This window comes from Rossellomorea sp. KS-H15a, assembly GCF_024195245.1.
In the GTDB taxonomy this organism is placed as follows: domain Bacteria; phylum Bacillota; class Bacilli; order Bacillales; family Bacillaceae_B; genus Rossellomorea; species Rossellomorea vietnamensis.
The window spans coordinates 1,100,016-1,125,146 of record NZ_CP096886.1 but is presented as its reverse complement, the minus strand read 5'-3'; the positions used below and the strand labels follow the sequence as shown (position 1 = coordinate 1,125,146).

Annotated in this window: 23 protein-coding genes and 1 riboswitch; of the genes, 11 read left to right on the top strand and 12 right to left on the bottom strand. The window is 45.5% G+C overall.

Going from position 1 to position 25,131, the window contains the following annotated elements:
• Positions 1–18: 18 nt before the first annotated feature.
• From M1J35_RS05610 to motA, 5 genes are all read right to left on the bottom strand, one after another.
• Positions 19–894, bottom strand: coding sequence for a pseudouridine-5'-phosphate glycosidase (locus M1J35_RS05610; protein ID WP_371928741.1), 876 nt, complete (start codon positions 892–894; stop codon positions 19–21).
• Positions 895–967: 73 nt separating this feature from the next.
• On the bottom strand, positions 968–2,062 hold the full coding sequence (locus tag M1J35_RS05605; RefSeq protein WP_254652962.1) for a carbohydrate kinase: 1,095 nt from the start codon (positions 2,060–2,062) through the stop codon (positions 968–970).
• Between the two features lie 131 nt (positions 2,063–2,193).
• Positions 2,194–3,585: an alanine/glycine:cation symporter family protein gene (locus M1J35_RS05600; RefSeq protein WP_254652961.1), complete on the bottom strand. Its 1,392-nt coding sequence runs from the start codon at positions 3,583–3,585 to the stop codon at positions 2,194–2,196.
• Positions 3,586–3,929: 344 nt separating this feature from the next.
• Positions 3,930–4,721, bottom strand: a complete 792-nt coding sequence (gene motB, locus M1J35_RS05595; protein ID WP_254652960.1) for a flagellar motor protein MotB — start codon at positions 4,719–4,721, stop codon at positions 3,930–3,932.
• Positions 4,708–5,499 carry a flagellar motor stator protein MotA gene (gene motA / locus M1J35_RS05590; RefSeq protein WP_034761239.1) on the bottom strand — a complete coding sequence of 264 codons (792 nt, stop codon included), beginning with the start codon at positions 5,497–5,499 and terminating at the stop codon, positions 4,708–4,710. Before motA ends, motB begins: the two co-directional genes overlap by 14 nt.
• A gap of 177 nt (positions 5,500–5,676) precedes the next feature.
• Here motA and M1J35_RS05585 point away from each other — a divergent pair, with 177 nt between their 5' ends.
• Both M1J35_RS05585 and M1J35_RS05580 read left to right on the top strand, forming a co-directional pair.
• Positions 5,677–7,158 (top strand): methyl-accepting chemotaxis protein, encoded by a 1,482-nt coding sequence (locus tag M1J35_RS05585; RefSeq protein ID WP_254652959.1) that lies wholly within the window; start codon positions 5,677–5,679, stop codon positions 7,156–7,158.
• 44 nt (positions 7,159–7,202) lie between these two features.
• A complete protein-coding gene (locus tag M1J35_RS05580; RefSeq protein ID WP_034761236.1) occupies positions 7,203–7,388 on the top strand; it encodes a hypothetical protein in 186 nt (61 codons plus the stop codon).
• A gap of 38 nt (positions 7,389–7,426) precedes the next feature.
• Here the strand turns inward: M1J35_RS05580 and M1J35_RS05575 are convergent, their stop codons facing one another.
• The gene (locus M1J35_RS05575; protein ID WP_254652958.1) at positions 7,427–7,804 is read right to left on the bottom strand and encodes a DnaJ family domain-containing protein; all 378 of its coding nucleotides are present in this window, start codon (positions 7,802–7,804) and stop codon (positions 7,427–7,429) included.
• A 185-nt stretch (positions 7,805–7,989) separates the two neighbouring features.
• Between M1J35_RS05575 and M1J35_RS05570 the strand changes: the two genes are divergently transcribed.
• Positions 7,990–8,157: a hypothetical protein gene (locus tag M1J35_RS05570; RefSeq protein ID WP_254652957.1), complete on the top strand. Its 168-nt coding sequence runs from the start codon at positions 7,990–7,992 to the stop codon at positions 8,155–8,157.
• Positions 8,158–8,281: 124 nt separating this feature from the next.
• Here the strand turns inward: M1J35_RS05570 and hmpA are convergent, their stop codons facing one another.
• The gene (gene hmpA, locus M1J35_RS05565) at positions 8,282–9,490 is read right to left on the bottom strand and encodes an NO-inducible flavohemoprotein (RefSeq protein ID WP_254652956.1); all 1,209 of its coding nucleotides are present in this window, start codon (positions 9,488–9,490) and stop codon (positions 8,282–8,284) included.
• A 161-nt stretch (positions 9,491–9,651) separates the two neighbouring features.
• Between hmpA and M1J35_RS05560 the strand changes: the two genes are divergently transcribed.
• On the top strand, positions 9,652–10,110 hold the full coding sequence (locus M1J35_RS05560) for an RrF2 family transcriptional regulator (RefSeq protein ID WP_079530791.1): 459 nt from the start codon (positions 9,652–9,654) through the stop codon (positions 10,108–10,110).
• A 97-nt stretch (positions 10,111–10,207) separates the two neighbouring features.
• Here the strand turns inward: M1J35_RS05560 and M1J35_RS05555 are convergent, their stop codons facing one another.
• Positions 10,208–10,600 carry a hypothetical protein gene (locus tag M1J35_RS05555; protein ID WP_034761232.1) on the bottom strand — a complete coding sequence of 131 codons (393 nt, stop codon included), beginning with the start codon at positions 10,598–10,600 and terminating at the stop codon, positions 10,208–10,210.
• A 226-nt stretch (positions 10,601–10,826) separates the two neighbouring features.
• On the opposite strand from M1J35_RS05555, the gene M1J35_RS05550 reads away from it, so the two are divergent.
• On the top strand, positions 10,827–12,059 hold the full coding sequence (locus M1J35_RS05550; RefSeq protein WP_079530790.1) for an aminopeptidase: 1,233 nt from the start codon (positions 10,827–10,829) through the stop codon (positions 12,057–12,059).
• 322 nt (positions 12,060–12,381) lie between these two features.
• On the opposite strand, the gene M1J35_RS05545 is transcribed toward M1J35_RS05550, so the two are convergent.
• The gene (locus tag M1J35_RS05545) at positions 12,382–12,963 is read right to left on the bottom strand and encodes a DUF6944 family repetitive protein (protein WP_224521426.1); all 582 of its coding nucleotides are present in this window, start codon (positions 12,961–12,963) and stop codon (positions 12,382–12,384) included.
• Positions 12,964–13,149: 186 nt separating this feature from the next.
• Here M1J35_RS05545 and M1J35_RS05540 point away from each other — a divergent pair, with 186 nt between their 5' ends.
• Positions 13,150–14,439: an MDR family MFS transporter gene (locus tag M1J35_RS05540; RefSeq protein ID WP_254652955.1), complete on the top strand. Its 1,290-nt coding sequence runs from the start codon at positions 13,150–13,152 to the stop codon at positions 14,437–14,439.
• 43 nt (positions 14,440–14,482) lie between these two features.
• Here M1J35_RS05540 and M1J35_RS05535 read toward each other — a convergent pair whose 3' ends face one another.
• Together M1J35_RS05535 and M1J35_RS05530 are read right to left on the bottom strand one after the other, a co-directional pair.
• A complete protein-coding gene (locus M1J35_RS05535; RefSeq protein WP_254652954.1) occupies positions 14,483–15,949 on the bottom strand; it encodes a midas domain-containing protein in 1,467 nt (488 codons plus the stop codon).
• A gap of 33 nt (positions 15,950–15,982) precedes the next feature.
• The gene (locus tag M1J35_RS05530; RefSeq protein ID WP_254652953.1) at positions 15,983–17,176 is read right to left on the bottom strand and encodes a hypothetical protein; all 1,194 of its coding nucleotides are present in this window, start codon (positions 17,174–17,176) and stop codon (positions 15,983–15,985) included.
• Between the two features lie 384 nt (positions 17,177–17,560).
• Between M1J35_RS05530 and M1J35_RS05525 the strand changes: the two genes are divergently transcribed.
• The gene (locus tag M1J35_RS05525; RefSeq protein WP_079530789.1) at positions 17,561–17,689 is read left to right on the top strand and encodes a YflJ family protein; all 129 of its coding nucleotides are present in this window, start codon (positions 17,561–17,563) and stop codon (positions 17,687–17,689) included.
• A gap of 64 nt (positions 17,690–17,753) precedes the next feature.
• Here M1J35_RS05525 and M1J35_RS05520 read toward each other — a convergent pair whose 3' ends face one another.
• The gene (locus M1J35_RS05520) at positions 17,754–19,532 is read right to left on the bottom strand and encodes a solute:sodium symporter family transporter (RefSeq protein WP_371928711.1); all 1,779 of its coding nucleotides are present in this window, start codon (positions 19,530–19,532) and stop codon (positions 17,754–17,756) included.
• A gap of 240 nt (positions 19,533–19,772) precedes the next feature.
• Positions 19,773–19,874: riboswitch (purine riboswitch) on the top strand.
• Positions 19,875–20,019: 145 nt separating this feature from the next.
• Between M1J35_RS05520 and M1J35_RS05515 the strand changes: the two genes are divergently transcribed.
• The 4 genes from M1J35_RS05515 (at position 20,020) to M1J35_RS05500 (ending at position 24,726) form a co-directional block, all read left to right on the top strand.
• On the top strand, positions 20,020–21,213 hold the full coding sequence (locus tag M1J35_RS05515) for a NupC/NupG family nucleoside CNT transporter (protein ID WP_060671615.1): 1,194 nt from the start codon (positions 20,020–20,022) through the stop codon (positions 21,211–21,213).
• A 92-nt stretch (positions 21,214–21,305) separates the two neighbouring features.
• Complete coding sequence (locus tag M1J35_RS05510) at positions 21,306–21,809, top strand: acyl-CoA thioesterase (RefSeq protein WP_034761222.1); 504 nt, start codon at positions 21,306–21,308, stop codon at positions 21,807–21,809.
• A 259-nt stretch (positions 21,810–22,068) separates the two neighbouring features.
• On the top strand, positions 22,069–23,046 hold the full coding sequence (locus M1J35_RS05505) for a BMP family lipoprotein (protein ID WP_254652951.1): 978 nt from the start codon (positions 22,069–22,071) through the stop codon (positions 23,044–23,046).
• Positions 23,047–23,067: 21 nt separating this feature from the next.
• The gene (locus M1J35_RS05500; RefSeq protein ID WP_254652950.1) at positions 23,068–24,726 is read left to right on the top strand and encodes a methyl-accepting chemotaxis protein; all 1,659 of its coding nucleotides are present in this window, start codon (positions 23,068–23,070) and stop codon (positions 24,724–24,726) included.
• The last annotated feature ends 405 nt before the right edge of the window (positions 24,727–25,131 follow it).

Here is a 25,131-nt window from a genome sequence, read left to right as displayed (position 1 = left end):
CCTTCCTGTCATCTAAAATTAAATGGCTTCAATTTGGACAAGTTCGGCATACCGAACGGCAATGTCTGCCCCGATTTGAGCATTATGCTTCACGAGGGCGATATTCGCCGTCAGGCTCCTGCCATCCGTCAGCTCCTTCACCTTCCCGAGCAGGAAGGGAGTGGCTTCCTTGCCTTTGATCCCTTCTGAATACGCTTCTTTTAATGCTGTTTCAATGATATGATCCATCTCCTGCTCATCCATGGCATCCGCTTCAGGAATCGGATTGGCCACTACCACTCCGCCCTTCATACCAAGTTCCCATTTCGCTTTCAATATGCCGGCGGTCTCCTCTGGTGTTTCCACCTTATAATTCACGGAATAAGGGCTGCTTCTTGTATAAAACGCCGGCAGTGAGTCGGTTCTGTATCCTAAAACGGGTACTCCCTTTGTTTCCAGGTATTCGAGAGTGAGGCCGATATCCAATATGGACTTGGCTCCGGCACATACGACAGCCACGTTCGATACGGCGAGTTCCTCAAGATCCGCCGAAATATCCATCGTCACTTCCGCGTTCCTGTGCACCCCACCGATCCCACCCGTCACAAATACCGGGATATGGGCAAGCTCTGCACAAATCATCGTTGCCGCTACCGTCGTCGCCCCGTCTTTACCGGAGGCGAGGATATAAGGGATATCACGCCGGCTCGCCTTAATCACGTCTGTTGCCTGCCCTAAATATTCAAGCTCCTCCTGGGATAATCCGATTTTAATCCTTCCATTCAAAATCGCGATTGTGGCCGGTACCGCGCCTTTGGATCGAATGATATCTTCAACTTCCCTTGCCGTCTTCACATTTTGCGGATATGGCATGCCGTGAGAGATGATCGTTGACTCCAATGCGACGATCGCCATGCCCTTTCTTTTTGCTTCTTTGACTTCCTCTGAGTATTCTACATATGAATGGATATTCACAACCATTTCCCCCTTAATAATAGAGACTGAATTCCTGTTGAAGCTTGCTTTCGTTAAGCGTCGGTGCCACCGTATGCCTCGACTGAAGCGTGATCGACGAACAAATCACACCGATCCTGCACGCCCCGTCCGTATCAGATCCCTTTAAATAGCCAAATACTATGCCGGCTACGAGGGCATCCCCCGCCCCGGTCACATCCTGCACCTCAACCTTTGGCGGCAGGATGGCCGTTGCTTCCTTGTATGTAGTGTAATAAATAAGCCCCTGATCCCCACGGGTAATGACAGCACGCTCGGCTCCCCTCATTGTCAGATCCTTCGCCGCTTTAAAATAATCCCCCTCGGTTTCAATCTTCATATCCAGATACATCTCTGCTTCGCCTTTATTGCAAATGAACCATGACACCCCTTCCAATGAAGGAGGGAGTTTCTTCACCTTTGGAGCCGAGACAGGGATCACCGCCAAGGGAACCCCTTCGGATTGACACCTTCTGATGATGTACTTCAACACCTCTTCCGGAAAATTGGTATCGAGCAGTACCATTTCCGAAGAGGCAATCAAGCCCCAACGCCTTTCTATAAAACCAATGTCAACGCTTTCATAAATGTTCATATCAGCCAAGGCAAATAACAGTTCACCCTTTTCATCCAATACGGCAGAATAAGCTCCTGTGCTTTCATTTACAAGCCTTTGGGAACCGGACACATCAGCGAAGGTTTTCGTCTGGTCCATGAGCCAGCTGCCTTCTGTGTCTTCCCCCACTACGGTAATAAGATTCGTAGACTTCCCGAGTCTCCCAAGATTCTCAGCAACATTTCTAGCGACACCGCCACTCGTCTGTTCCGACCTCGCAGGATTGGATGTCTCGGGGATCATTTCACCCAGCAGCTGCATCTTCCGGTCGATATTGGCTCCCCCTATGCAGGTGACCCCGTTCCTCTTTGGGATCACATACGCACGGCCTAAAATCTTCCCCTGTCTGACCAGATTAGAAATATAACCGGCAACAGCCGATCGCGAAATCCCACTTCGCTCAGATAATTCCTGCTGCGTCATAAACGGATTTTCTTCTATGAATGACAATAAAAGCTTTTCTTTCTCGTTCACTTTCTCCCACCCCTATAAAGAAAAGTAACTTTTGTTAATATTCTAAACTTTTGTTTTATTTTACACAAGTTGGAAGTTCACAAAATAGAAAAAAGACTTGCTCTTCCTTTAGGAAAAACAAGTCTATCAGGTTACGATATCTTCTTTTCTTTCACTTTACCTGTGTCCTTCAAATAGTACTCTTCGGAAGTAAAGAACTCGTTCGTGAGTCTTTTAACCTCTTTACTTAGAAGAAGGACCGCGATGATATTCGGAATCAGGATGGCTGCCAATGCTAAATCAAGGAACTGCCAGATGACCTTGGCCGCTCCGACGGATCCAAGGACGATGGCAACGGTATAAACCACTTTGATCCCCTGAGCCGCCTTCCAGCCGAACAGGAATTCAGCCTGCTTGGCACCATAAAAGACGATGACGATGATCGTAGATAAGACGAAGAAAATCAACGAAATCGTGACGAGGATTCCTCCAAACTCTCCGAAATAGTTCGTAAATGCCTCTGTCGTGAGGGCTGAAGGATCATCCAGAGCATTTTCTGCCGTCCACACCCCTGATGATAAGACGACAAATGCAGTGGCGGTACAGACGATGATCGTATCGATCACGATCCCCACAATTGCCCAAAGCCCCTGCCTGACAGGATGATCCGTCTGGGCCGCTGCATGGGCAATCGGCGCCGTTCCGAGCCCTGCCTCATTGGAGTATAATCCCCGGGCAAATCCCCAGCGGATCGTCTCTGCGATGGCTACCCCGGCAAACCCTCCCATTGCAGACATGGGTTGAAAGGCATGTGACAGAATCAAGCTGAAGAATTCAGGTACTGCATCCATATTCATAAACAAAATCACCAAGGCGCTCCCGACATAAATCAGGGCCATGAACGGCACGAAGATCTCCGTCACCTTACCGATCCGTTTAATGCCGCCAAATACAATCAGCACGACGATAAGCGCAACGATGATACCCGTGATCAATCCATCTACATTAAACGTTTCTTCCACTGTAGAAGCCACGGCATTCCCTTGTACCATGACGCTCGGGATCAGCTCGATCATAAGGGCAAAGGCGAACCAGACGCCAAGCCATCTCATGTTCAACCCTTTCGTCATATAGTACATGGGGCCGCCGACATATTCCCCTTTTTCATTCTTCTCACGATAGCGGACCGCAAGCACACTCTCCGAAAACTTAAGCGCCATCCCGATAAGGGCAATGACCCACATCCAGAAAACGGCCCCGGGACCACCGAACATGATCGCAGCCGGGACACCGACGATATTCGCGGCCCCGATCGTGGACGACAGGGCAGACGTCAGTGCCTGGAGGGGAGTGACCGTCCCTTCTCCCTTCGGCTTCTTAAACACACTACCAACTGTTTGCTTAAAAATGTAAAGAGGATACCGAAATTGTATAAATTTCAATAATATTGTTAAGTACAAACCTGTTGCACCCAGGACAATGATCAATGGTGGACCCCATAACCACGCCGAAACTTTACCTATGATGTCAAAAAACGTATCCAATCGTGCTCCTCCTTTGATAGAGGCAGTGGCTAACGTTTGGAATAAAACGCGGGGGAATTGTTGTTTTCTTACGTATGTATAAAGCCTATCATTTTTCTATCACAGACGACCCCGAATCCTGAAAAATTAGCCACTACTTCTACATGCTTTTCCAGACTTTTCCCTAAAATGGGTGCTATAAAACATTTTGAGGAGAATTCTTGCGACATGGATTCAGGAGCTTAATGTGGGAGGCCACCACCATGATCGTTCATCCCTCCTCCTTTCTTCGACAAGATCCATCCATTTCCCCGGAAATACGTCAAAAAACCTGCAGCCGATTCATTAGCTGCAGGTCCCTTCTTTTATTCTGTCACCCTTGGTAATATCAACACTTCCACTCGGCGGTTCTGTCCCCGACCCTCTGCTGTTCCGTTGTCTGCGATCGGTTCGAATTCACCGAACCCTTTCGCACTGAACCATTGGGGATCAAGAGCAGGATTGTCTAAAATGATTTTCATGAAATTGACGGCCCGCATAACGCTTAGCTCCCAGTTGGAGTCAAATTCCGCGTTGCGGATGGGCACATTATCTGTATGACCGCTGATGATGATGTTTCGCGGCGGATTCATTTCGAGAAGGCCCGATAATTCCTCGGCAACATTCTGGTCACTGCGCTGGACCGTTGCAGACCCCGAGTCGAATAATACATTGTCGCGAATCGTGAGGAGAAGCCCTTCATCCGTCAACTTAGTGACGAATTGAAGCTCGAGATTATTCGTTTTGATATATTCGTTTATTTTTTTCTGGATTTCCTTCAGTTCTTCCTGATCCTTCATGAAGGCCTGCTTCTCCAGCTCATCTTTACTTAATTCCTTTTCTTTTTCCTTATCGATTCCTGCTGATGCAGCCTGCTTCTGTTCTTGATCGCTGGACTGCTGGGGGGCGACAGGGCTTGGATACTCCATCATTCCCGTGCCTCCGGTGAAGATTTCACTGAATACCTGTGAGAGTTCTTTGAACTTCTGGGCGTCCACCGAGCTTGATGCGTACAAGACGATAAACAGGGCCAGCAACAGGGTGAGTAAGTCAGCATACGGAATGAGCCAGGACTCGTCCATATGTTCGTCGTCATGTTTCTTCTTACGCCGCCTCATCCTCTTCCCCCTTTAATAACAAGATCCGCTCACTTGCCGGTAAATAAGATGCCAGCTTCTGTTCGATCACCCGGGGAGATTCTCCCTCAATGATGGAAAGAATGCCTTCCACCATCATCATTTTCATTTGAACTTCACGCTTGGATTTCCGTTTAAGCTTGTTGGCGAAGGGATGCCACAACACGTAACCCGTAAAGATCCCAAGCAATGTCGCAACGAAGGCCGCAGAAATCGCATAGCCGAGCTCATCAGTATTATCCATGTGGCTGAGGGCCGCGATCAACCCAATGACGGCCCCGAGGACCCCAAGGGTCGGCGCATACGTCCCTGCCTGTGTGAAGATGAGGGCACCTGCACTGTGACGCTCTTCCATGGCATCGATTTCCTCATGGAGCACATCCCTTATGTAATCGGCACTCTGTCCATCCACCGCCAATGAAAGTCCGTCCCGGAGGAATGGATCATCCACTTCCTGGGTTTTGGCCTCCAGTGCAAGCAGCCCTTCTTTCCGGGCAAGATCCGCCACTTGCGAGAAGAATTGAATCGTTTGTTTCGGGTCCTGCAATTTTTGTTCTTTAAACAATATGCCGAAGAGCTTCGGTACTTTTTTGATTTCGTGTGTCGGGAACGCAATGGTCACTGCGGCCACCGTCCCCAGTAAAATAATCAAAATGGCTGCAGGGTTCAATAAGGCAACCGGGCTCACCCCTTTGAATACCATCCCTACTCCCACCGCTATCAATCCTAAAATGACTCCTATTAAAGACGTCTTATCCATCTGATCGCTCCACCTTACTCATCGTAGTCTATTACTAATATCGGATAGAACACCTGATTATTGAGTGGAAATTCTATTCAAAATTTTGTAAAAATTACTGTAAAACGTTATAAACACACACTCTCTTTTTGTCGATATATGGAATATACGGGATTTTATTAAAAGGAGAGAAATGTCATGACCCCCAAGCAATTGAAAGAAATCGATAGTAAAAGGAAGAATCTTCTGCTGCTGATCACGTACGGAATTAGCCTTGCAGCTGCGCTCACGTATTCCATCCTTCATGAATCAGGCACCATCACCGTAACGGTATTCGCATTACAGATCCTGTTTCTTGCGGGATACTTTGTTGTGCTTCAATTCATCCTGAAAAAACCGAATCTTTATGTCTATTTCGCCATCCCTACTTCCTATATCATAATGGGAATCTGGCTTTTTCTGGAAGGGTCGAACCCTCCAGATTTAGTCATCCTTCTCTTTTTAGCTGTTATCAGCGCCATTCACTTTAATCCTGTCATCTTCGGAATTGGTTTCACATCCGGTCTTGCCATGCTTTTACTGAATGGATTGCTAGCCCCAAAGGGTGATCCCATATTCACTGAATTATTCATCCCTTCCCTGTTGAGTTATGTGTTGTTAGGCATTGTCCTGGCCGTCGTCATCCAACTGAATCGAACGCAATTCAGGCAGCTCCAGGAATTTATCCACACAACGGAAAACGAAAGCAGGAAAAAAGAAGAACAGCGAAACTTCTTACAAAAAGAACTAGCGACCATCTCAGGAAGCATCCAACAAATCAACGAACAGATCCAGACCCATCTCGTCTCCCATGATGAAATGAAAACGGCAGTGAATGAAATTTCAGCGGGAAGTGTCACCCAAAGTGATCAGATCAATAACATCGCCCTCGTCACAGAAACGACAATGGGTAAAATGGAAGAAGTCGCAAAGCTGTCCGATGACCTTACCGCCCATTCAACCGATGCGAATGCGATTGCCGTGTCGGGAAGCGAACGTGTCATGGATCTTCAGGAAAACATGATTGAATTGAAAAACATCATTGAAGGCCTTCACCAGACCTTTAAAGAGCTCACAAGCAAAATTGAAGAAACCAACAGCTTTATCGGCAGCATTCAGGACATCACCGATCAAACCAATCTGCTCGCTTTGAATGCATCCATCGAAGCAGCACGGGCAGGAGAAGCAGGACGCGGCTTCAGTATCGTAGCCGATGAAATACGGAAATTGGCCGAAATCACACGGAATACGGCGACACGCATCAATGACAATCTGGCATCTGTCAATGCGGTGAACTCCTCTGCCGTTGAAATCATGAATCTAAGCTCTGAGAAGCTTAATGAGAATGTGGGGGCTACCGGTGAGGTCACGGCGTATTTCACATCATTGCGAGAGAAGCTTGACGCCTTGTCAAATGAATTCCAGCACCTTACCACCACCGCTTCTGACGTAAGGGGGCAGACCGAGGAAGCCGAGCTGTCGACGAAGGAACTCGCGGCTGTCATCCAACAGACTTCTGCGGGCCTGGAGGAAATCAGCGCCACCATTGAAACTCTTCACGGTGACAACCGGACGATTGCGCAATATGTTCAAGATACTGCCACAAGTGCAGCCCGTATTCAGAACAGTGTCAAAGCATAATCTGTGGTAAACTGAGAAGAGAAGCTTTAAAGGATGTGGCACTGTTGAAAAAACGTTTCACCATGATCATTCCCATCATGATACTCGTAGCCGTTGCATGTTATTGGATGCTCGGCAAATATTATTCCGAGATCGAACCTGGTTCTAAATTCATGCTGATCATTGGAGGCACCCTCCTATCCGGCGTGATCTCCTTCTTCCTATTTAAAGAAGACGAAGAACCGAAATAAAGAAAACACCACGTTCCGTGACGAACGTGGTGTTTTCTTCATTTCAGCAGTTTGCCTTCCAGCTTATGCTCATAATTTTTGAACAAGGAACTATTTGTTTTGATTCTCTTCTTCGAAAGCATGCTGTTGTATTTCAGCATTTTCTCATTCAGACTCTGCTTTAATTCCTGCTCTTCCTCTTCATTCTCACAGGCTCTGATCAAGTCTTCGATCCTCATCATTTCCTTTTTCACATTCATTTCATCCGTTGTGAATCCTGCATTCTTCATGATTCGATGGGCCATCTTTAATTCTTGGGGAACCCCTCTGTCATCGTCGAGATTCAACGGTTTCCCATAGCCGGGAAGGTTCTCGAACTCCCCGTCCTCATACGCCTTCTTAATTCGTTGTTCCGAAACAATTGATGAAAAATCCAACGCTATCACCCCTTAGGAATTGATTGATTCTAAAGAAGCATTTCCTCACCCGTTACTACCAGTATATCCAAATGGACGGGTCGCTGCACATGGGAGATGCGTCCGTTTTCTGACAATTCATTTTCACATATTTTCGTCCCTCCTGGAAAAACTACCTGTATCTCGAACGAAAAGGAGTGGCTCATATGGCACGAGGTAAATCATTCGATTCAAAGAAAAAGGGACACCCGGGGAACTTCCCTCAAAATAGTACATCTAGTAAACATTCCGAGGATGCAGTCGGCGATGAAGAATTGATCGTGACACAGGAAGCGTTTAAAAATCGTGAAGATAACGATGAACATCGCTACTAAAGTCGAAAAACGCTAGGAATCCTAGCGTTTTTCTGTTTTCCTTCATCGAAATGAACTGAATCTGGATGATTATTTTCAAATCAGGAGGATGTATTTCCATTGGTACAACTATATTTTCAAAGTGTTAAACCGTCACACTTTCCTGCTTACTTAAATCCATTGCGGGACCGAAGAATTCGAAACGCACCTTTGATACGCCCATTTCCTTCAATGTACCGATGACGGCTTTCATAAATGGTGCGGGGCCACACACATAGCATTCTGTTCCAGCGTCCACATACTGCTTCAGGATCTCTTCATTCACATATCCTGTGAAGTGGGATGAAGATTCTTCCCTTGGATTTTCATAAACAAAGCAAGCTTCCCCGTCTTTAAGTTCCGTCATGAGCTTTTCGACGTCCCCTTTAAAGGCATGCACGCCTTCATGTCTGCTCGCATGGATAAATGCTGTCTTACGTTCAGGTGTGGATTTGGCCACTTGTTCGAGCATGCTCATCATAGGTGTGATCCCAACGCCTCCGCTTATAAACGCCACAGGTGAGTCCCCGTCCTCTAAATAGAAATCACCGGCAGGCGCGCTGACTTCAATCTCGCTACCTACAACTGCTTGATCATGTAAGAAGTTGGACACCTTCCCTTGTGGATCGCACTCTGCTTCTCTTTTAACAGAAATTCTGAATTGATGGTCCATTGGCGCACTTGATAAACTGTACTGACGAATATGGGTGAATTCTTCCCCAGGGATCGTCACTCTCACAGATAAATATTGACCCGGCATGTAGGTTGGGACACTGCCGCCTTCTTTCGGTTGAAGATAAAACGAAGTGATGACGTCACTTTCCACTACTTTTTCAGCAATGATGAACGGTTTAAAGTCTCTGTAGCCGACATCCTTGGCTTCAGTTTCTTTATACATTTCTTCTTCTACATCGATGAATACTCCTGCGATGACACCGTATGCGTCTCCCCATGCTTCGATGATCTCATCTGTCGCTGCATCTCCAAGCACCTGCTTGATCGCTTGAAGCAGATGCTCGCCAACGATTGGATAATGCTCAGGCTTAACGCCTAAACTTCTATGCTTGTGAGCGATTTGCTTTACAACAGGGAGGATCATCTCAAGCTTATCGATATTCTGAGCGGCAGCATACACGGTATTGGCCAGCGCGGTTTGTTGTCTGCCCTTTTTCTGATTGGCATGATTGAAAATATTTAGTAATTCCGGATGGTTGGTAAACAAATTTTTATAAAAAACAGATGTAATTTCCGTTCCTTTGACTTCTAATACAGGAGCAGTGGATTTCACGATTTCAATGGTTTTTTGAGAGAGCATATTGGTCACCTCTAAAGATATATTTTGAATACATCTTTAGCCTACTCCTGCTCATCGATTAAAGCAATATATAAAATACATCTTTAACAAAACAGTCACATTTAGACACAAACTTACTTCCTTTTGTATAATGGGGATAATGGAACGGAAAGGTGAGATACATGAGACTAACTTTATACACTGACTACTCACTGAGGGTCCTGATTTTCCTGGCTTCAAAACCAAAGGACGAACTCTCTAATATAAAAGAAATCGCTGATGCCTATAGCATCTCAAAGAATCACCTGATGAAAGTGACATATGAACTCGGAAAGATGGGGATGATCGAAACGATCCGCGGCAGAAACGGCGGGATCAGGCTTGCACAGTCACCTGAAGACATCAATATAGGCAAACTTGTCCGTGCGACGGAAGAGGATTTCCATCTTGTCGAATGCTTCGATGCCGAAAACAACTCATGCATCATCACACCGGTATGCGGTTTGAAGCATGTCCTTGGTAAAGCATTAAACGCCTATCTCTCTGTCCTCGATGATTACACCCTGTCCGACCTCATCCAGAATCCCATGGACTACCGATTCCTCTTTCAAGAGAAGGAACGGGATGAAACGTCGACTTGAAGAATGCTTCTCACCGATTTGCGGTGGGAAGTTTTTTTGTTCAGCTGCTGACTATTCCTCCATAATCAGCAGCTGAACGATTTAACCGGAACGGGCCTTACTTCTTACTCTCGCTATACTTAAATGTCATCAATAGAAACAGGAAAAAGCTGAGTAACAGTGTACTTCCCCCGACAATATAAAAGACGGTGGTAAAGCCTGCCGGCAGATTGAATGGATTTAAATTGTACATCCACATCCCGACTGTCAATCCAATCGAACCGATGATCGCCGTCCACACATGGGCAAATGCCAGTTTAGAAGATTTCGGTACCTGGTAGGATCGATAATAGGAAGAGTAGGCAAATAAGCTCAACCACCCGACCACCAGGATATGGGCATGGATCGGCTTGAATGCATACGATCCGGCCCCGGCCATATGAGACCCGAGAAATGCTCCGATAAACCCATAAATGGCGGACATTCGTAATAATAGGACATTCCAAGGCATGTCGTCTTCCCCCTTTTTTATAAACACGCTTCCATCATTATAGTATAGTTGTCCGAATCCAGGTATGAATCTTGAGTCGTTGCCATACAACGTTCAAATTTAGCGTGCATAAATACTTTTTCCTTCTTTAACATACGATACAAAGATAGGTGTAAACACTTGCAAACGGTGTGGGCCCTGATACAATAAGAATGTAATAGAACATTCTGAAAAAAGGAGAATACATATGACTAATTTCCAACAAAATTTAGAGAAATACGCAAATCTTGCAGTCGAAGTCGGAGTGAATGTTCAAAAGGGTCAGACCCTCGTCATCAACACGTCCATTGACTCTGCAGAATTCGTCCGCTTAGTAGTAAAGAAAGCCTATGAAGTAGGAGCTAAGCACGTATATGTAAACTGGAGCGATGATACCGTCAACCGTACGAAATACGATCTTGCCCCGGATGAAGCATTCCAGGAGTTCCCTGAGTGGAAGGCACGTGAAGTTGAAACGCTAGCTGAAGGCGGAGCTGCCTTCATGAGCATCGTCTCTTCTAGCCCTGACCTGTTAAAAGGCGTCAATCCGGATCGCATCTCGAACTTCCAGAAGGTTGCCGGTAAAGCGATGTCCAAATACCGTCAGTTCATCCAATCCGACAAAGTCAGCTGGTGTGTGCTGGCCGCTCCTTCGAAAGACTGGGCTGCCAAAGTATTCCCTGATGCTTCTGAAGAAGAACAAGTGGACCTGTTATGGGACGCGATCTTCAAAGCAGTCCGTGCCGACCAGGCGGATCCTGTCCAGGCATGGAAGGATCACGACGCAAACCTTCACGAAAAAGTCGAATACCTGAACGAAAAGAACTACCAGAAGCTTCATTACACTGCACCAGGGACGGACCTTACCATCGAACTTCCGAAAGGTCACCTTTGGGTAGGGGCAGGAAGCGTGAACGAAGAAGGAACGACTTTCATGGCGAACATGCCGACGGAAGAAGTATTCACGGTTCCACTTAAAACCGGTGTAAACGGTACAGTATCAAGCACGAAACCACTTAGTTACGGTGGTAACGTAATCGACAACTTCACGATCACATTCGAAAACGGACGCATCGTAGATGTAAAGGCTGAAGAAGGCGAAGAAATCCTGAAGCGTCTTGTGGATACGGATGAAGGATCTCATTATCTTGGGGAAATCGCCCTTGTTCCTCATCAATCCCCAATCTCTCAATCGAATGTGTTATTCTACAACACATTATTCGATGAAAACGCATCAAATCACCTTGCGATCGGTAATGCTTATGCATTCTGTATTGAAGGCGGAAAGAAAATGAGCGAAGAAGAGCTTGAGAAAAACGGTTTGAACAACAGCATCACTCACGTTGACTTCATGATCGGTTCTGACAAAATGAACATCGATGGAGTAAAAGAAGACGGCTCGTCTGAAGCCGTATTCCGCGATGGCGGTTGGGCGTTTTAAGTTCAGTATGTAGTATGAATCCCTGAGAGGCGGCTTGGCTGTCTTTTGGGGGTTTTTGTTTTGGCTGGGATGGTGGTTGGTAGACTGGCATCTTGACTGAGCGCTCGCTCGAATGGATACCATTGGTAAAAATCGCAATCAAACCAAATTTTGACGCAATTCCTGCAAAAATGACGCAATAAATTTTATTTTGACGCAATCACCAATAATTTTGACGCAATTCCTTCTACCTGACTAAGTTTGAATCTTAATAACCCCTTGCCAAATCACCAACTATCCAGTTATTAAGGAAAACCATACTCTCCCGGTCCAAAAATCTTCCCTATCCATACTGTTTCGTCAATGCAATCGCAGCAATCGTCGCCCCTGCTGCCTGGGCGTAGCTTCCGAAAGCGGTGATCTGCATTCCGATATCCTTTTTTCCTTTCAGAATGAACAGTTCTCCCACTCCTTCCAGTGCCGCTCCAAGTGATTGTATCGTATTTCCTGCTGCGAGAAGATTAGAGAATGCCCGGCTACTCAAGGTCGCCCCGTATGCTTCGAGTCCTGCCCCGATGGACTGCACGGTGTCCCCGAATATATCAAGTTTCAATCCCTCCAGCTCACGCCCATAAAATTGAAGTTCTGCCCCAAACACATTCGTCACATTTCCAGAGGCTTGGATCCAGTCACCTGCCACCCGGTAGGTTTCCCCAACTGAACCATCCGATAGTTTTTCGGCTCCCACCCCCTGCAGCGAATTTCCGACAGCCTCGAAGCCATTCCCGAGGGAGACCACTCGAAACCCGAGAGGCTCCAGATCCAGACGTTCTTCTTGGATCAGCATGGTTTCACCGATGGCCGCAATTACCGTACCGAAGACCTGGATCCACACTCCTGTAAGGAGAATTTCACTATCAACCATCTCCGACCACCGTCCCTTTCCACTCAGTACTTTTAATCTATTCAGAATAAGGAAAATGGTATCTCAAGCCTTCATACCGGAATGAGTAAATCATTTGTAAATACCAGTAAATCAGTCTTGTTTATTTTGTCCTGTCGGGCTATGATAATCTAGTTCATCTAGAGTTTCATAAGGGGAGGGATTTAGATGAGAATACGGGATTGGGACCGCAATTTAAAGGTCCGGCTGTTTGGGGAAGCAGCGATTAACATTACCTTCTGGATGTTCTTTCCGTTTTTGACGATCTATTTCACAGAGTCGTTTGGAAAGCAGACAGCGGGATTATTATTGGTTCTTTCACAAGTATTCGCCGTACTCGCGAATCTGATGGGAGGCTACTGCGCGGACCGTTTTGGCCGCAAGAGGATGATGGTGATATCGGCATTTGGACAAGGCTTTGCTTTTCTGATCTTTGGACTGGCCAGTTCGCCTTGGCTTGATTCTGCCATGATCGGGTTTATCTGTTTCAGTTTGGTCGGGGTATTCGGTTCCTTTTATTGGCCGGCAAGTCAGGCCATGGTTGCCGATGTGGTGGACGAGAAAGATCGGAGCCATGTATTTGCCGTCTTTTATACATCCATCAATATTGCCGTCGTCGTAGGGCCGATACTAGGGGGCATTTTCTACGTCCACTATCGCTTTCAATTATTGATTGCAGCGGCATTAATATGTATGTTTTTAGCCCTGCTGCTCTATAAAATGACGAGGGAAACGGCACCGGCTGATAAAAATAAGCTTCTCGTTACAGAGGGAAAAAAGAAAGCCTGGCACAGTGTGTTGTCTGATCAATTCAAAGACTATAGCGTCATTTTCAAAGACAAAACGTTTTTATTGTTTATTTTAGCCGGGGTCCTGGTAGGTCAAACGTTCATGCAATTGGACCTCTTGATTCCCGTGTATATAAAAGATGTCACGGATAAAGCCACACTGTTCAGCTTCGGGGATTGGTCCTTGACACTCGTAAGTGAGCAGGTATTCGGTTTGATCCTATCGGAAAATGGATTCCTGGTGGCACTTCTTACAGTGGTCATTACACGATGGATTACAAAATTCCGTGAGCGCAATGTGTTCATTCTATCTTCTCTCATCTATGCGGTTTCAATCTTCATGTTTGGACAAACAAGTTCCGTATGGATGTTTGTGATCAGCATGGCGGTGTTCACATTCGCGGAATTGATGACGGCCGGTATCCAGCAAAGCTTCGTATCGAAGCTTGCACCGGATCATATGCGCGGGCAGTATTTTGCCGCAGCCAGCCTGCGCTTCACGATTGCAAGGACCATTGCACCTCTGTCCATCACCCTGTCTCTTTATGTAGGATACGATTGGACGTTCATCATCCTTTCGATTCTTGCTCTTGTAAGTGCTGGACTCTTCTTTATCATGTTCGATCGTTTTGAGAAGGAAGAATTGGAACTGAAGAAAGCTGCTCATTAAAAAAAGGAATGATCCGCAATGGATCATTCCTTTTCCTTTTCTATTACAGTCCTAGATCAAATCCTTCATCATCAGACTCTAGCATTGTATTTAGACCAAGATCTGTTGAAAGACCAAGGTTGAACTCTGAATCTGAAGACTCTTCATTTCTCCATTGTGTGTAGCTTGCATCTGCATTTACACCAAGGTTTGATAGAAGAGAAGATTCGTTGTCCTCACTAGAAGATAAGAATCCAAGAGCTGTATCCGTACCTGCATTCAATCCGGCACTTCTATACTCTTCTTCTTCAGAATCCATTGATTCAGCCCATAGTCCTGCATTCACTGCGTTCATGACAGTCGCTGCAGATTCATTGTCTTCATCGTTTGTCATAGCACCAAGCATCAGGTTGTTCGCTGCATTTGCTTCGAACTTGGAATAGTCATCGCTGTTTTCAACAGTCGTCATAACAGAAGTATCGTTCATAGCTTCTACTTGAGAAGAATCTCCATCTTCTTTGTCCATTGTTCCAAGTACTAGACCATTTGCAGATTCAGTACCGATTGACGTTTTAGAAGAAGCGTTTTCTTCACTGCCTTCTGTCATCACCCATACATCGGAATCGGTCATCGCATCAGCACTCACTTCATTCTCTTCATCAGAGGCAGAAGCATTAAGACCAGACGTAAGGTTACCGGAAGTAGTAGAAGCATAAGAATCATCTTCTTCATTGTACATGGTTTCATTCATGATTCCCGCATCGGTCATAGCGTCTATTGATGCTGAACCGTCCTCTCCTTCAACTGCTGCGTTTACATCCTGAGATGCTCCTGCTTCTGTCATGGATGTGAAAGAATCGTCTTCTTCGCTGTACGTTGTTTCATTCATGACACCAGCTTCCGTATCAGCATTCCCTTCTGCCGATCCGTCCTCTCCTTCAACTGTGGCGTTTACATCCTGGGATGCTCCTGCTTCTGTTTTGGAAGTTGCTGAATCTTCGTCTACCATTGTTTCGTTCATGACAGCTGCGTCTGTATCAGCATTCACTTCCGCTGATTCGTCTTCTCCTTCAACTGCTGCGTTTACATCCTGGGATGCTCCTGCTTCTGTTTTGGAAGTTGCTGAATCTTCGTCTACCATTGTTTCGTTCATGACAGCTGTGTCTGTGTCAGCGTTCACTTCCGCTGATTCGTCTTCTCCTTCAACCGCTGCGTTTACATCTGAAGTTGCTTCTGCACCGTTGCTGGTCGTAACAGAATCATTTTCTTCGTCTACAACCGTCTCGTTTACGATGTTTGAATCCGCATCAACATTTGCACCCGCATTTGATTCTTCGTTGTCTGATCCACCGATGTTCAATCCATTCAATAAACCGTCTTCCGAATCAAGGATGTTGACGTTTTCCAATAACCCATTATTGCTGTTCAGCAGTGAATCATTGCCTGCCGCTAAGCTTGTGTGACCTCCGATTGTAAGACTTGCTGCTAATCCACCTGTCATAACCAATGTTCTAAATACGCTTTTTCTCATTTTATTTTTCTCTCCTTTTAAAAGTTTTTAAGTTTATATACTTTTGAAAAGAAGAGAATCTTGAGGTGGTTGGGACGGTGGTGCGTTTAACCACTGATCATAGTAGAGATTCTTTTTCTCGTACATATTGGCTTTTTGGAAGTTGACCGCCGTTGCATATTGCTCCGACACACCCCATAAAGAAGGTGATCCTGTTACCTGAGCACTCATTCCACTTGTACTGGATGACTGACTTGTTGAATTCATCGTAGTCGTCGCCAGGACCGGTTCCATCTTTTTACGTGGCGGAAAAGGTTGTTGTTCATTCTGACTTTTAGGTTCTTCCATCGTAACTGAACCCTTTTCCTCTACTTCAACCGTTTTTGTAAGTATGGTTTCACTTAGTCTTTTGGCTTTGCTTATTTTAGTGGAGCTCATCTCTGGTTCGACGGGAACGTCTTGTTTGACCGGTTCCTTTCGAACATTTTCTTTCTCCACTTCGACGTCACGATCTTTATCCTCTATGTCGATCACAGGCTCGTCGGGCACTTCTGTTTCAACGTCCACTTTGACAGCTGGTTCCTTTGAAACATCGGCGTCGACTACTCCGGTATCCACCTTCACCTGTGGATCTTTGGATACTTCCACATCGGCGACCCCTGTATTCACTTTCACTTCGGGTTCATCCGACAGATCCACTTCCAACAGAGGTTCATCGTCTGACAATGATTCCGTCACAGGCTTCGTTGTTTCTTCCACGGTGCTCGTGACCGTCTTCGTCGTCGAATCCACCGTTCCGGTTACAGATTTCGTTGTTTTTTCAACGGTTTTGGTAACGACCTTGGTGGTGTTGTTCACCGTTTTCGTTACAGGAGCCGCTGAGTCCCCTGCGATATCTGTAACTGGTTTTGTCGCTTGTTCAACGGTTGTGTCCGCTGTGTTCCCGACGGTCTTCGTTACAACGTTTACTGTACCTGTTACCGATTCTGTCGTCTCATCGACCGTGTCTGTCACCGAATCAACCGTATTTGAAAGAATATTTCCTTCCGACTGCTGATCATCCGTAGAAGGTTTGTCCTTCTCCACGTCAGGAGCGGACACGGCTTCATTCACGGTCGTTGTCGCGCTGTCCGTGACAGTGTTGACTTCATCCGTCACGTTGGAGAGAAGTCCGCCCTCTGCTGAAGCAAAGGTTGGAATACTGATGACTCCAAGAAAAAGCAAAGCCTGAATGAGGCGTTTTTGCACTGCGTCTTGTCACCTCCTTCCGATTCAAATAGCGGACACTGAATTGTTTTTTTGGATAGTGCTGTATCTGTTGTACCTGGTATAAATAGCATTCATTGTACTAGGTACAATTTGCGATCATCACAATAAAAAACCCTACTGTATCCGATTTTCACTAAGCTAACGAAGTCGGTTCATATTTGGATCACTTTTTTTTTAAAAAAAACTATTTTTTCTCCTGAAAAATTTTCAGAAAAGGATGAATCCGAAAAATTCCCTTTACCCCCTTTTCCCATAAAAAGTGAGATGTTACAATGTACAACCGTAAGCAATCTTAACGTAGCTCTTTCGGGAGTTAGTCGGAGATTCCAATCAATACTACGCAAAGAAAGGATGTTTATTTCAATGCATATCGGAAGCAAAGGCTGGTACGTAGAAGAACTCAAAAAAGCGGGGGTACGCCGCTACGAAGAACGCAAAGTAGAATCTTATAAAAAGCACGTTCTTGCAAACCTATTAGAACGTACAAAATAAAAATAAGAGGGACGGACCTCTATTCCTATGACCAGGTCATAGGAATGAAGGTCCGTCCCTTTTTTCATTTCAGCAATTTAGTTGAGTAGATTGGGTTCAGGTTTGGTTGAATGGAGTATTTTTTTGTCCGGTTCAGTTTGTATGTTTTGTTTTTGAGTAAATAGTTTCTGTATTTTTGGTTCCAGCTTTTCAGCGACCAGACGATGAGTCCTGCTGTCAGGAGGAACAGTCCTCCGGTGGCGGGCCAGAAATAAGGTGAAATGACCGCTGATTCATATGCAAGACCGATCGGTGAAAAGATGAAATACGTCAATACGACCGAGGCCATCAGGACGATTGATAACGGTAGGCTGTATTTCCATGGCATCATGTCCACTTTCGGATTATAACGGTATTCGTACGGCTTCTTCATTGGTTTCCACCAGCCGATCACAAGCATCAGGGCCACTTCTCCTACAAAGAGAATCCCATAGATGTGAATGAAGTTGATATCAATGGTGAAGCCGAATAGATGTCCCGTACCCCACACGAGCATATAATACGTGATGACATGAAGGATGATGACCGTTTTCGCAGCCAATGCCGGGATCCGTTTTGAAAATACACCGACAAGTAAAACCACGATGATCGGGATATTAAAGAATCCCGTGAATCGTCTGATCAAGTCCCATAATCCGTCTGTCGCATTGATCAATAGCGGGGACACACACATGGATACTACGGCCAGCAGCGCTCCGAACCATTTACTGATCGTGATCAATTTCTGATCGCTCACATCCGGATTGAACTGAGGCTTATAAATATCAAGGGCAAAAAGCGTCGCTGCACTGTTCAGCAATGAATTAAAGGAGCTTAACACGGCTCCAAGCAACACAGCCAGGAAGAACCCTGTTAAATACGATGGCAGTACGGCATTTATCAATGCTGGGTATGCCAAGTCGACACTTTTCAAAGAGTCACCATACAGATGGAATGCAATGACTCCGGGAAGCATCATCATAAAGGGAACGAGTAGTTTATAGAAACCTGAAATGATGACACCCTTCTGTCCTTCCGCTAAGTTTTTCGCTCCAAGGGTACGCTGAATGACATACTGATTGGAAGCCCAATAGAATAGATTCGCAAAAAGCAGACCGGTAAAGATGGTTGAAAACGGAACGGAATCCGATGCGGAACCGATCGAATTCAGTTTCTCAGGGTTCTTGGTCGCAATTTCCTTCACTCCTGAAAGGATGTTTCCTTCCCCCAGGGCATAGAATCCTAGTATCGGGACGAGGATCCCGATGATCAGCAACCCTACACCATTCAACGTATCAGAGATGGCCACAGCCTTCAGTCCACCGAAAATGGCATAGATACTTCCGATGATCCCAATCGTCCACACAATCACCCAAATCGATTGAGTATAGGATATTCCAAGAAGTTCGGGGACATCGAATAACTTCAAGACAGCAAGTGCCCCTGAATAGAGCATCGAAGGAATCGTCACAAACACATAGCCAAGCATAAAGAGAATGGTCGTGTATTGGCGAACGCCCTTATCATATCGTTGGTTCAGGAACTCAGGTAATGTGGTGAAGCTCCTACCCAAATATTTCGGTAGCAAATACAGGGCCATGATGATGATGGCAAATGCGGCAGTCACTTCCCACGCCATGTTCGACAGGTTTGCACGGAACGCCTGTCCATTCAGCCCGACCAGCTGTTCTGCCGATAGATTTGTGAGTAACAGCGATCCGGCAATGAACGTTCCTGTAAGCCCCCTCCCCGCCAGGAAATAACCAGTGGAATCATTCAGGGATCCCTTCGTTTTTATGTATGAAACCCACGCAACCAATCCCATAAAAAAGACACAGGATAAAATTGTAAAAAGCAAACCATTCTCAAACATCGATCCTCTTCCCTTCAAATTTATTACATGTGTTTGTGAAAGTTCCCCAAAAGGTATACTAGTAAACTATTATTTTTGGAATTTTGTTAAAAATAGTTAAAACGAACCACCACGTTTTTCCATCGAATTCTTTTTGAAAAAACGGTTGTGGAGGGCTTTCACCCTGTGATAAAGTAAAGAACATATTTTAAAAATAACTTCATACGAATTCCTTATATATCTATGGTGATATGGACCATAAGTCTCTACCTGGCAGCCGTAAAGTGCCGGACTATAAGGAAAGTCCATGCTATATACTGACAATAAGTGTATGGAGACTTTCCCTATGTGTATCAGAGAATGTCTTCATGCACTTTTTTATTTATTTTTTAAGAAGTCTGACATCATACGACATCAACGTGAGGATTCGATGAAGAACCTATTTTGGAGGATTGATAGTGTGAGTTTAGTGTATGGCATCTTATCTTTACTTGGCGTTTTATTTCTGGCTTGGCTTTTGAGCAGCAACCGCTCAGCCATCCAATGGCGGACGATCATCATCGGAATCTGCCTGGAATTTCTGCTGGTTCTTTTTGTATTGAAGGTTCCGTTTGGACAAACGGTCTTGAAGAAAGCCGCCCTTGGTGTCCAGAAAGTCATTGATTACAGTAATGAAGGAATCATGTTTGTGTTCGGGGGATTTTTTGAAAAAGGGACGAATATTTCATTCGTGTTCGCCATCAATGTGTTAGGCGCCATCATCTTCATTTCAGCTTTGATCTCAGCTCTTTACTACTTACGGATCATCCCGTTTTTCGTGAAATATATCGGAATCGGCTTGGGGAAAATCCTTGGTACGACAAAAGTTGAATCCTTTAATGCAATCGGGAATTCGTTTCTAGGATTGGCGGAAGCTCCCCTGTTGATCAAGCCTTACTTAGTAAAATTGACACGCTCCGAGCTTTTTGCCGTCATGGTCGGGGGAACGGCATCAGCAAGCGGTGCCATCCTGATCGGATACTCACTCATGGGGATCGACATGAAATTTCTTCTTCTGTCTGTATTCAGTGTTCCCATCGTATCCCTTGTCATCTCGAAGATCATCGAGCCGGAAACGGAAGAATCCCGGACGAACGGAGATATTTCATTAGGGAAAACCACTCATACGAATGTATTTGAAGCCATATCCGAAGGCGCCCTGAGTGGTACTCAATTAGCGATTAATATCGGTGGATTACTGATTGCGTTCATCGGGATCCTTGCTGCTGTAAATGGACTGCTTGGACTCGTCGATACAAGCCTTTCAACCGTATTCGGATATGTCTTCTATCCACTTGCCCTACTCGTCGGCATTCCGATGGATGAAGCATTCCGGGCAGCGTCCATCATCGGGACGAAGCTATCTGTGAACGAGTTTGTGGCATATAAAGAACTTTCAGGAATGATGAGTGATCTTTCACCAAAGACCGTGGCGATCCTTTCTGTTGCCCTTTGTAATTTCGCCAACCTGTCTTCCATCGGACAGCTGATCGTCGGACTGGGTTCATTAGAGCCTACCCAACGACCGATGGTGTCCAAGTTAAGCTTAAAAGCCATCCTTGCCGGGACACTCGCAAGCTTTATCACAGCCATCATCATTAGTATATTTCTATAATTTTTTGCGTTATTTATGTTTCTCCCGGCACCATTTAGTGAATAGTATAAGGTAGTAATCTTTTTTCACATTGACAACGGAAGGTGAAACCATTGAGAGAAAAAAAGACCATGAAAGAAACGAAAACAAGTAAAACGACCCACGTTCTTCCACCTGACACGAACCATCACGGTACGCTGTTTGGTGGAAAACTGATGGCCTATATAGACGACGTGGCCTCCATTGCCGCCACCCGTCACGCCCGCAAACCCGTCGTAACGGCTTCCACGGATTCCGTCGACTTTCTTCAGCCCATTAAAGTCGGCGACGCAGTTACACTTGAAGCGATGGTAACCTATACGGGACGCAGCTCCATGGAGATTTGTGTGAAGGTGACTTCAGAAGTCCTTCTCACAGGAGAAACCAATGTGGCTGCCATTTCCTTCTTGACGTTTGTAGCCTTGGAAGGAAATAAGCCGGCGATCATTCCTGAAGTCGTGCCGGAAACAGAAGAAGAGAAATGGCTGAACGAAACAGCCCAAAATCGTGCTGAACACCGTAAAGCACGCAAAAAACATAGTGAAGAGCTGGCGGAATTTTTCCGTAAAGCGTATTAAACGGATGGAGATGCTTGTAATAGAGCATCTCTTTTTTTATGTGGCTAAAGGCAGCTAAAAGAAGATTTTGCCATTGTCCCTTCCCGCAAGCTCCCACTCCAAACCACCTATCCTTTCCCTGTCGCAATCACATAAAACCCATTCCAGATCTTCCCAATATTTTTTACCTATCCCCCTTCAAAATAGGTCCGTCCCTCCGATAATACAGAGGTACGGACATGTAGGGTGTCTTATTATTACCATATTTGGAGGTTACGGTTTGAAGAATATAGTCAGTATGTTTCTTCTTGTCTTGCTTATAGTGGCAGGGTGTTCTACGCCTATGACGGAAGAAACCAGCACAGAGAAACAGCATAGTATCGGAATCCTGCTCTCGGACACAGGTCTTGGGGATGGGTCATTTAATGATTCTGCCTTTAGGGGTCTTGAACGTGCCCGTGACGAATTAGGTATATTATTCGATTATAGAGAAGCTCCGGACGGAAATTTTGAAGGAGCTCTCAAGGAACTGGTTGAACAGGATCATGACCTTGTGATTGGTCTTGGGTTTTCGATTCAGGATGCCCTTGAAAAGGTGGCAGCAGAAAATCCCGATCAACAATTCCTATTGATAGACGGTTTTTCAGAAATGGATAATATTACGTCGATTACGTTTAAGGAACATGAAGGAAGTTTCCTTCTCGGTATGGTTGCCGCCATGAAAACCAAGACAGGAAAGATCGGATTTATCAGCGGAGCCGATGTACCGGTCATCGCGCGCTTTGAACAAGGCTACATACAAGGAGCGAAATATATCAACCCTTCTATTAAAGTGCTAAAAGACAATGCCAATAACTTCGGTGACGCAGAACTGGGCAGGCAGATGGCTGAGAAACAAATGAAACAGGGTGCGGACTTTATTTACCCAGCTGCCGGATTTACAGGGGTCGGCGCCATCCAGGCTGCTCAGAAAGCTGGCCATCTGTCTGCAGGAGTCGATTCAGATCAATATTTCATTGCCGAAAAATCGGTTGTCACTTCCATGGTCAAAAAAGTCGACAACGCTGTTTTTAATATGACAAACGAACTGATCACCGACGGGAAGATCTCTCAGCACGCTTATGAACTCGGTCTTAAAGAAGACGGTGTCGGCCTTGCCCCGATTCGTGTCACCAGTCTGTCTCCGGAGGAAACAAAAAAACTGGAAGACGCTAAAAACAAAATCATCTCGGGAGATATCTCGGTCAAGTTGCCATAAATTCATCTAAGGAGAAAAGTCATGCCACTAAAAAAACGTTTACTGATCTTGGGGCTGATTCCCCTTATCCTTTCGACCATCATTATCGGCTACATCGTTTCCCAATTGATTTCACTCCAGAATTCTGCAAAGGAAGATGTGCAGGTACTGCTCGAAACGGAAACATTACGAGGGGATCTCATCGTTACGAAACAAGCCCTATCGAACTACTCGGTCAATTCGACGGAAGAAAATAAGCAAATGGTCGAAAGTTTATTGAAAGAAACCACGACTCAAATCACTGAGTTGAAGAAACTCATTTCCGTAAAAGATCAAAAGGAGACCCTGTCTTCCATAGAGTCCAAATTCACTGAACTGAAGTCGGCTTCGGATTCCGCTCTCAGTGAAATGAACAAAGCAGAGATCAAACGGCAGTCGATACGTATTTCCGGCGTTCTGAACGATATGCATCTACTGAATAAACAAACAAATGATTGGTACCAGGGTCTATTAAAAGAAAACAAAAATGAAATCCAATTCATCGTCTGGGCTTCCGTCATCGGTTTCATCGTGACGATCTTCCTCTCTCTTTTAGCATCGAACCTGCTTACCAAGAGAATTGTCAAGCCATTGAACCGGATGGTAGAAAACGCTGAAAAATTGGCCGATGGGGATTTAACCATCACCATCGACGCAGTTAAAGAGAAGAACAGCAGATTCGAAGTCGATAAGCTGCAAACGGTATTTCACCTTATGGTCATAAATTTGCGGAGTACGGTCCAATCTGTCCATGACATCGGATCCAATGTAGAGAGATTCACTCAGGATGTCCGCTCGCAAATGTCGAGTCTGACGGAAAGCAGCAACCAGGTGGCACTTTCCACAGAAGAGCTCGCAAAAGGAAGCCAATCGATTTCTGAGGATATCCAATCCACCGCTTCCCTTATGGCTGTGATGGGGGATGACTTTGCCCGGAATGTAGAACAGAGTGCAGAATCTTCCAAGAGCAGCAAAGTCGCCATGACCTCGGTCGGAAACGGTCGAACTTCCTTAAATAAGCAGCAGGAATTTGCCGAGATGATCGCCGAATCTTCGTCATCGATCATGAACTCGGTTAAATCCTTCGCCCAATATACAGGGGAAATTGAAAATGCCGCCCAGGCGGTCAGGGAAATTGCCGATCAAACGAACCTCCTTGCATTGAATGCAGCGATCGAGGCGGCCCGTGCAGGAGACGCCGGGAAAGGTTTCGCCGTTGTGGCCCAGGAAGTGCGGAAGCTTGCGGAAGACTCTTCCGTTGCAACAGAGCGGATCGGCAGCATGGTCGGGAACATTAAACAGGGCATTCAGTCCATCATGGATGCTTCCCATAAAGGGAAAAACCTTTCCACCCAGCAAGTTGATTCCATGACTGTGACGGAACAGGCTTTTGAAGAGATTTCAGGAAATGTTTCTACTATATTCGATAATCTCGCCAAGCTCGAGAGGGGGATGATTGCTTCTTCCGAGCGAACCAGTCAGGTCATTGCCGCCGTTGAAAACATTTCAGCCATCACGGAAGAAACCGCTGCCGGTACAGAAGAAATTTCTTCCTCAACGGAGGAACAGCTTCGATATTTCGAACGCATGAATGAGCAAGTTGGCGAATTGAACAAAATGACGGTAGACATGAAGAAAGAGTTGGAACGGTTTACCCTTTAGAAGATTGAGAGGATGCCTTTTAAATTGGGCATTCTCTTTTTGTTGATTAGAAAAGCTGCGGTGTTTGGACGTTTTTCTGATACGAAATGTCCCGGTGCCCCTCATAGACCACGAATCTTCCACATTCCGACAATAACCTCACACCATTCCCCTACGTCCACCCTCCCCCACCCTAAAATACTAGTCAAAATCACCCCTCTATTTATTACAGAACGTTTAAATTTTTTTAACGAACAAAAAAGGAAGGTCCGTCCCTATATACATATAAGGGTATTCAAAAAGGCTCTGTAGAAACGTTTTATTTTTTGAATAGCGCTTTCATATCTGTCATACTTTGTAACAATTTGTCGGTGGTAAATATCTCCACCTACACAACCCTCGAAAATCTCCTATACTGTATAGAAG

What these genes read in the sequence shown, in the direction of transcription:
- M1J35_RS05545 (WP_224521426.1), bottom strand. Translation starts at nt 12,963, where the DNA reads ATGGTTGATAGTGAAATTCTCCTTACAGGAGTGTGGATCCAGGTCTTC.
- hmpA (WP_254652956.1), bottom strand. Translation starts at nt 9,490, where the DNA reads ATGCTCTCTCAAAAAACCATTGAAATCGTGAAATCCACTGCTCCTGTA.
- M1J35_RS05540 (WP_254652955.1), top strand. Translation starts at nt 13,150, where the DNA reads ATGAGAATACGGGATTGGGACCGCAATTTAAAGGTCCGGCTGTTTGGG.
- M1J35_RS05535 (WP_254652954.1), bottom strand. Translation starts at nt 15,949, where the DNA reads ATGAGAAAAAGCGTATTTAGAACATTGGTTATGACAGGTGGATTAGCA.
- M1J35_RS05610 (WP_371928741.1), bottom strand. Translation starts at nt 894, where the DNA reads ATGGCGATCGTCGCATTGGAGTCAACGATCATCTCTCACGGCATGCCA.
- M1J35_RS05560 (WP_079530791.1), top strand. Translation starts at nt 9,652, where the DNA reads ATGAGACTAACTTTATACACTGACTACTCACTGAGGGTCCTGATTTTC.
- M1J35_RS05585 (WP_254652959.1), top strand. Translation starts at nt 5,677, where the DNA reads ATGACCCCCAAGCAATTGAAAGAAATCGATAGTAAAAGGAAGAATCTT.
- M1J35_RS05500 (WP_254652950.1), top strand. Translation starts at nt 23,068, where the DNA reads ATGCCACTAAAAAAACGTTTACTGATCTTGGGGCTGATTCCCCTTATC.
- M1J35_RS05550 (WP_079530790.1), top strand. Translation starts at nt 10,827, where the DNA reads ATGACTAATTTCCAACAAAATTTAGAGAAATACGCAAATCTTGCAGTC.
- M1J35_RS05520 (WP_371928711.1), bottom strand. Translation starts at nt 19,532, where the DNA reads ATGGGATTGGTTGCGTGGGTTTCATACATAAAAACGAAGGGATCCCTG.
- M1J35_RS05570 (WP_254652957.1), top strand. Translation starts at nt 7,990, where the DNA reads ATGGCACGAGGTAAATCATTCGATTCAAAGAAAAAGGGACACCCGGGG.
- motA (WP_034761239.1), bottom strand. Translation starts at nt 5,499, where the DNA reads ATGGATAAGACGTCTTTAATAGGAGTCATTTTAGGATTGATAGCGGTG.
- motB (WP_254652960.1), bottom strand. Translation starts at nt 4,721, where the DNA reads ATGAGGCGGCGTAAGAAGAAACATGACGACGAACATATGGACGAGTCC.
- M1J35_RS05525 (WP_079530789.1), top strand. Translation starts at nt 17,561, where the DNA reads ATGCATATCGGAAGCAAAGGCTGGTACGTAGAAGAACTCAAAAAAGCG.
- M1J35_RS05555 (WP_034761232.1), bottom strand. Translation starts at nt 10,600, where the DNA reads ATGCCTTGGAATGTCCTATTATTACGAATGTCCGCCATTTATGGGTTT.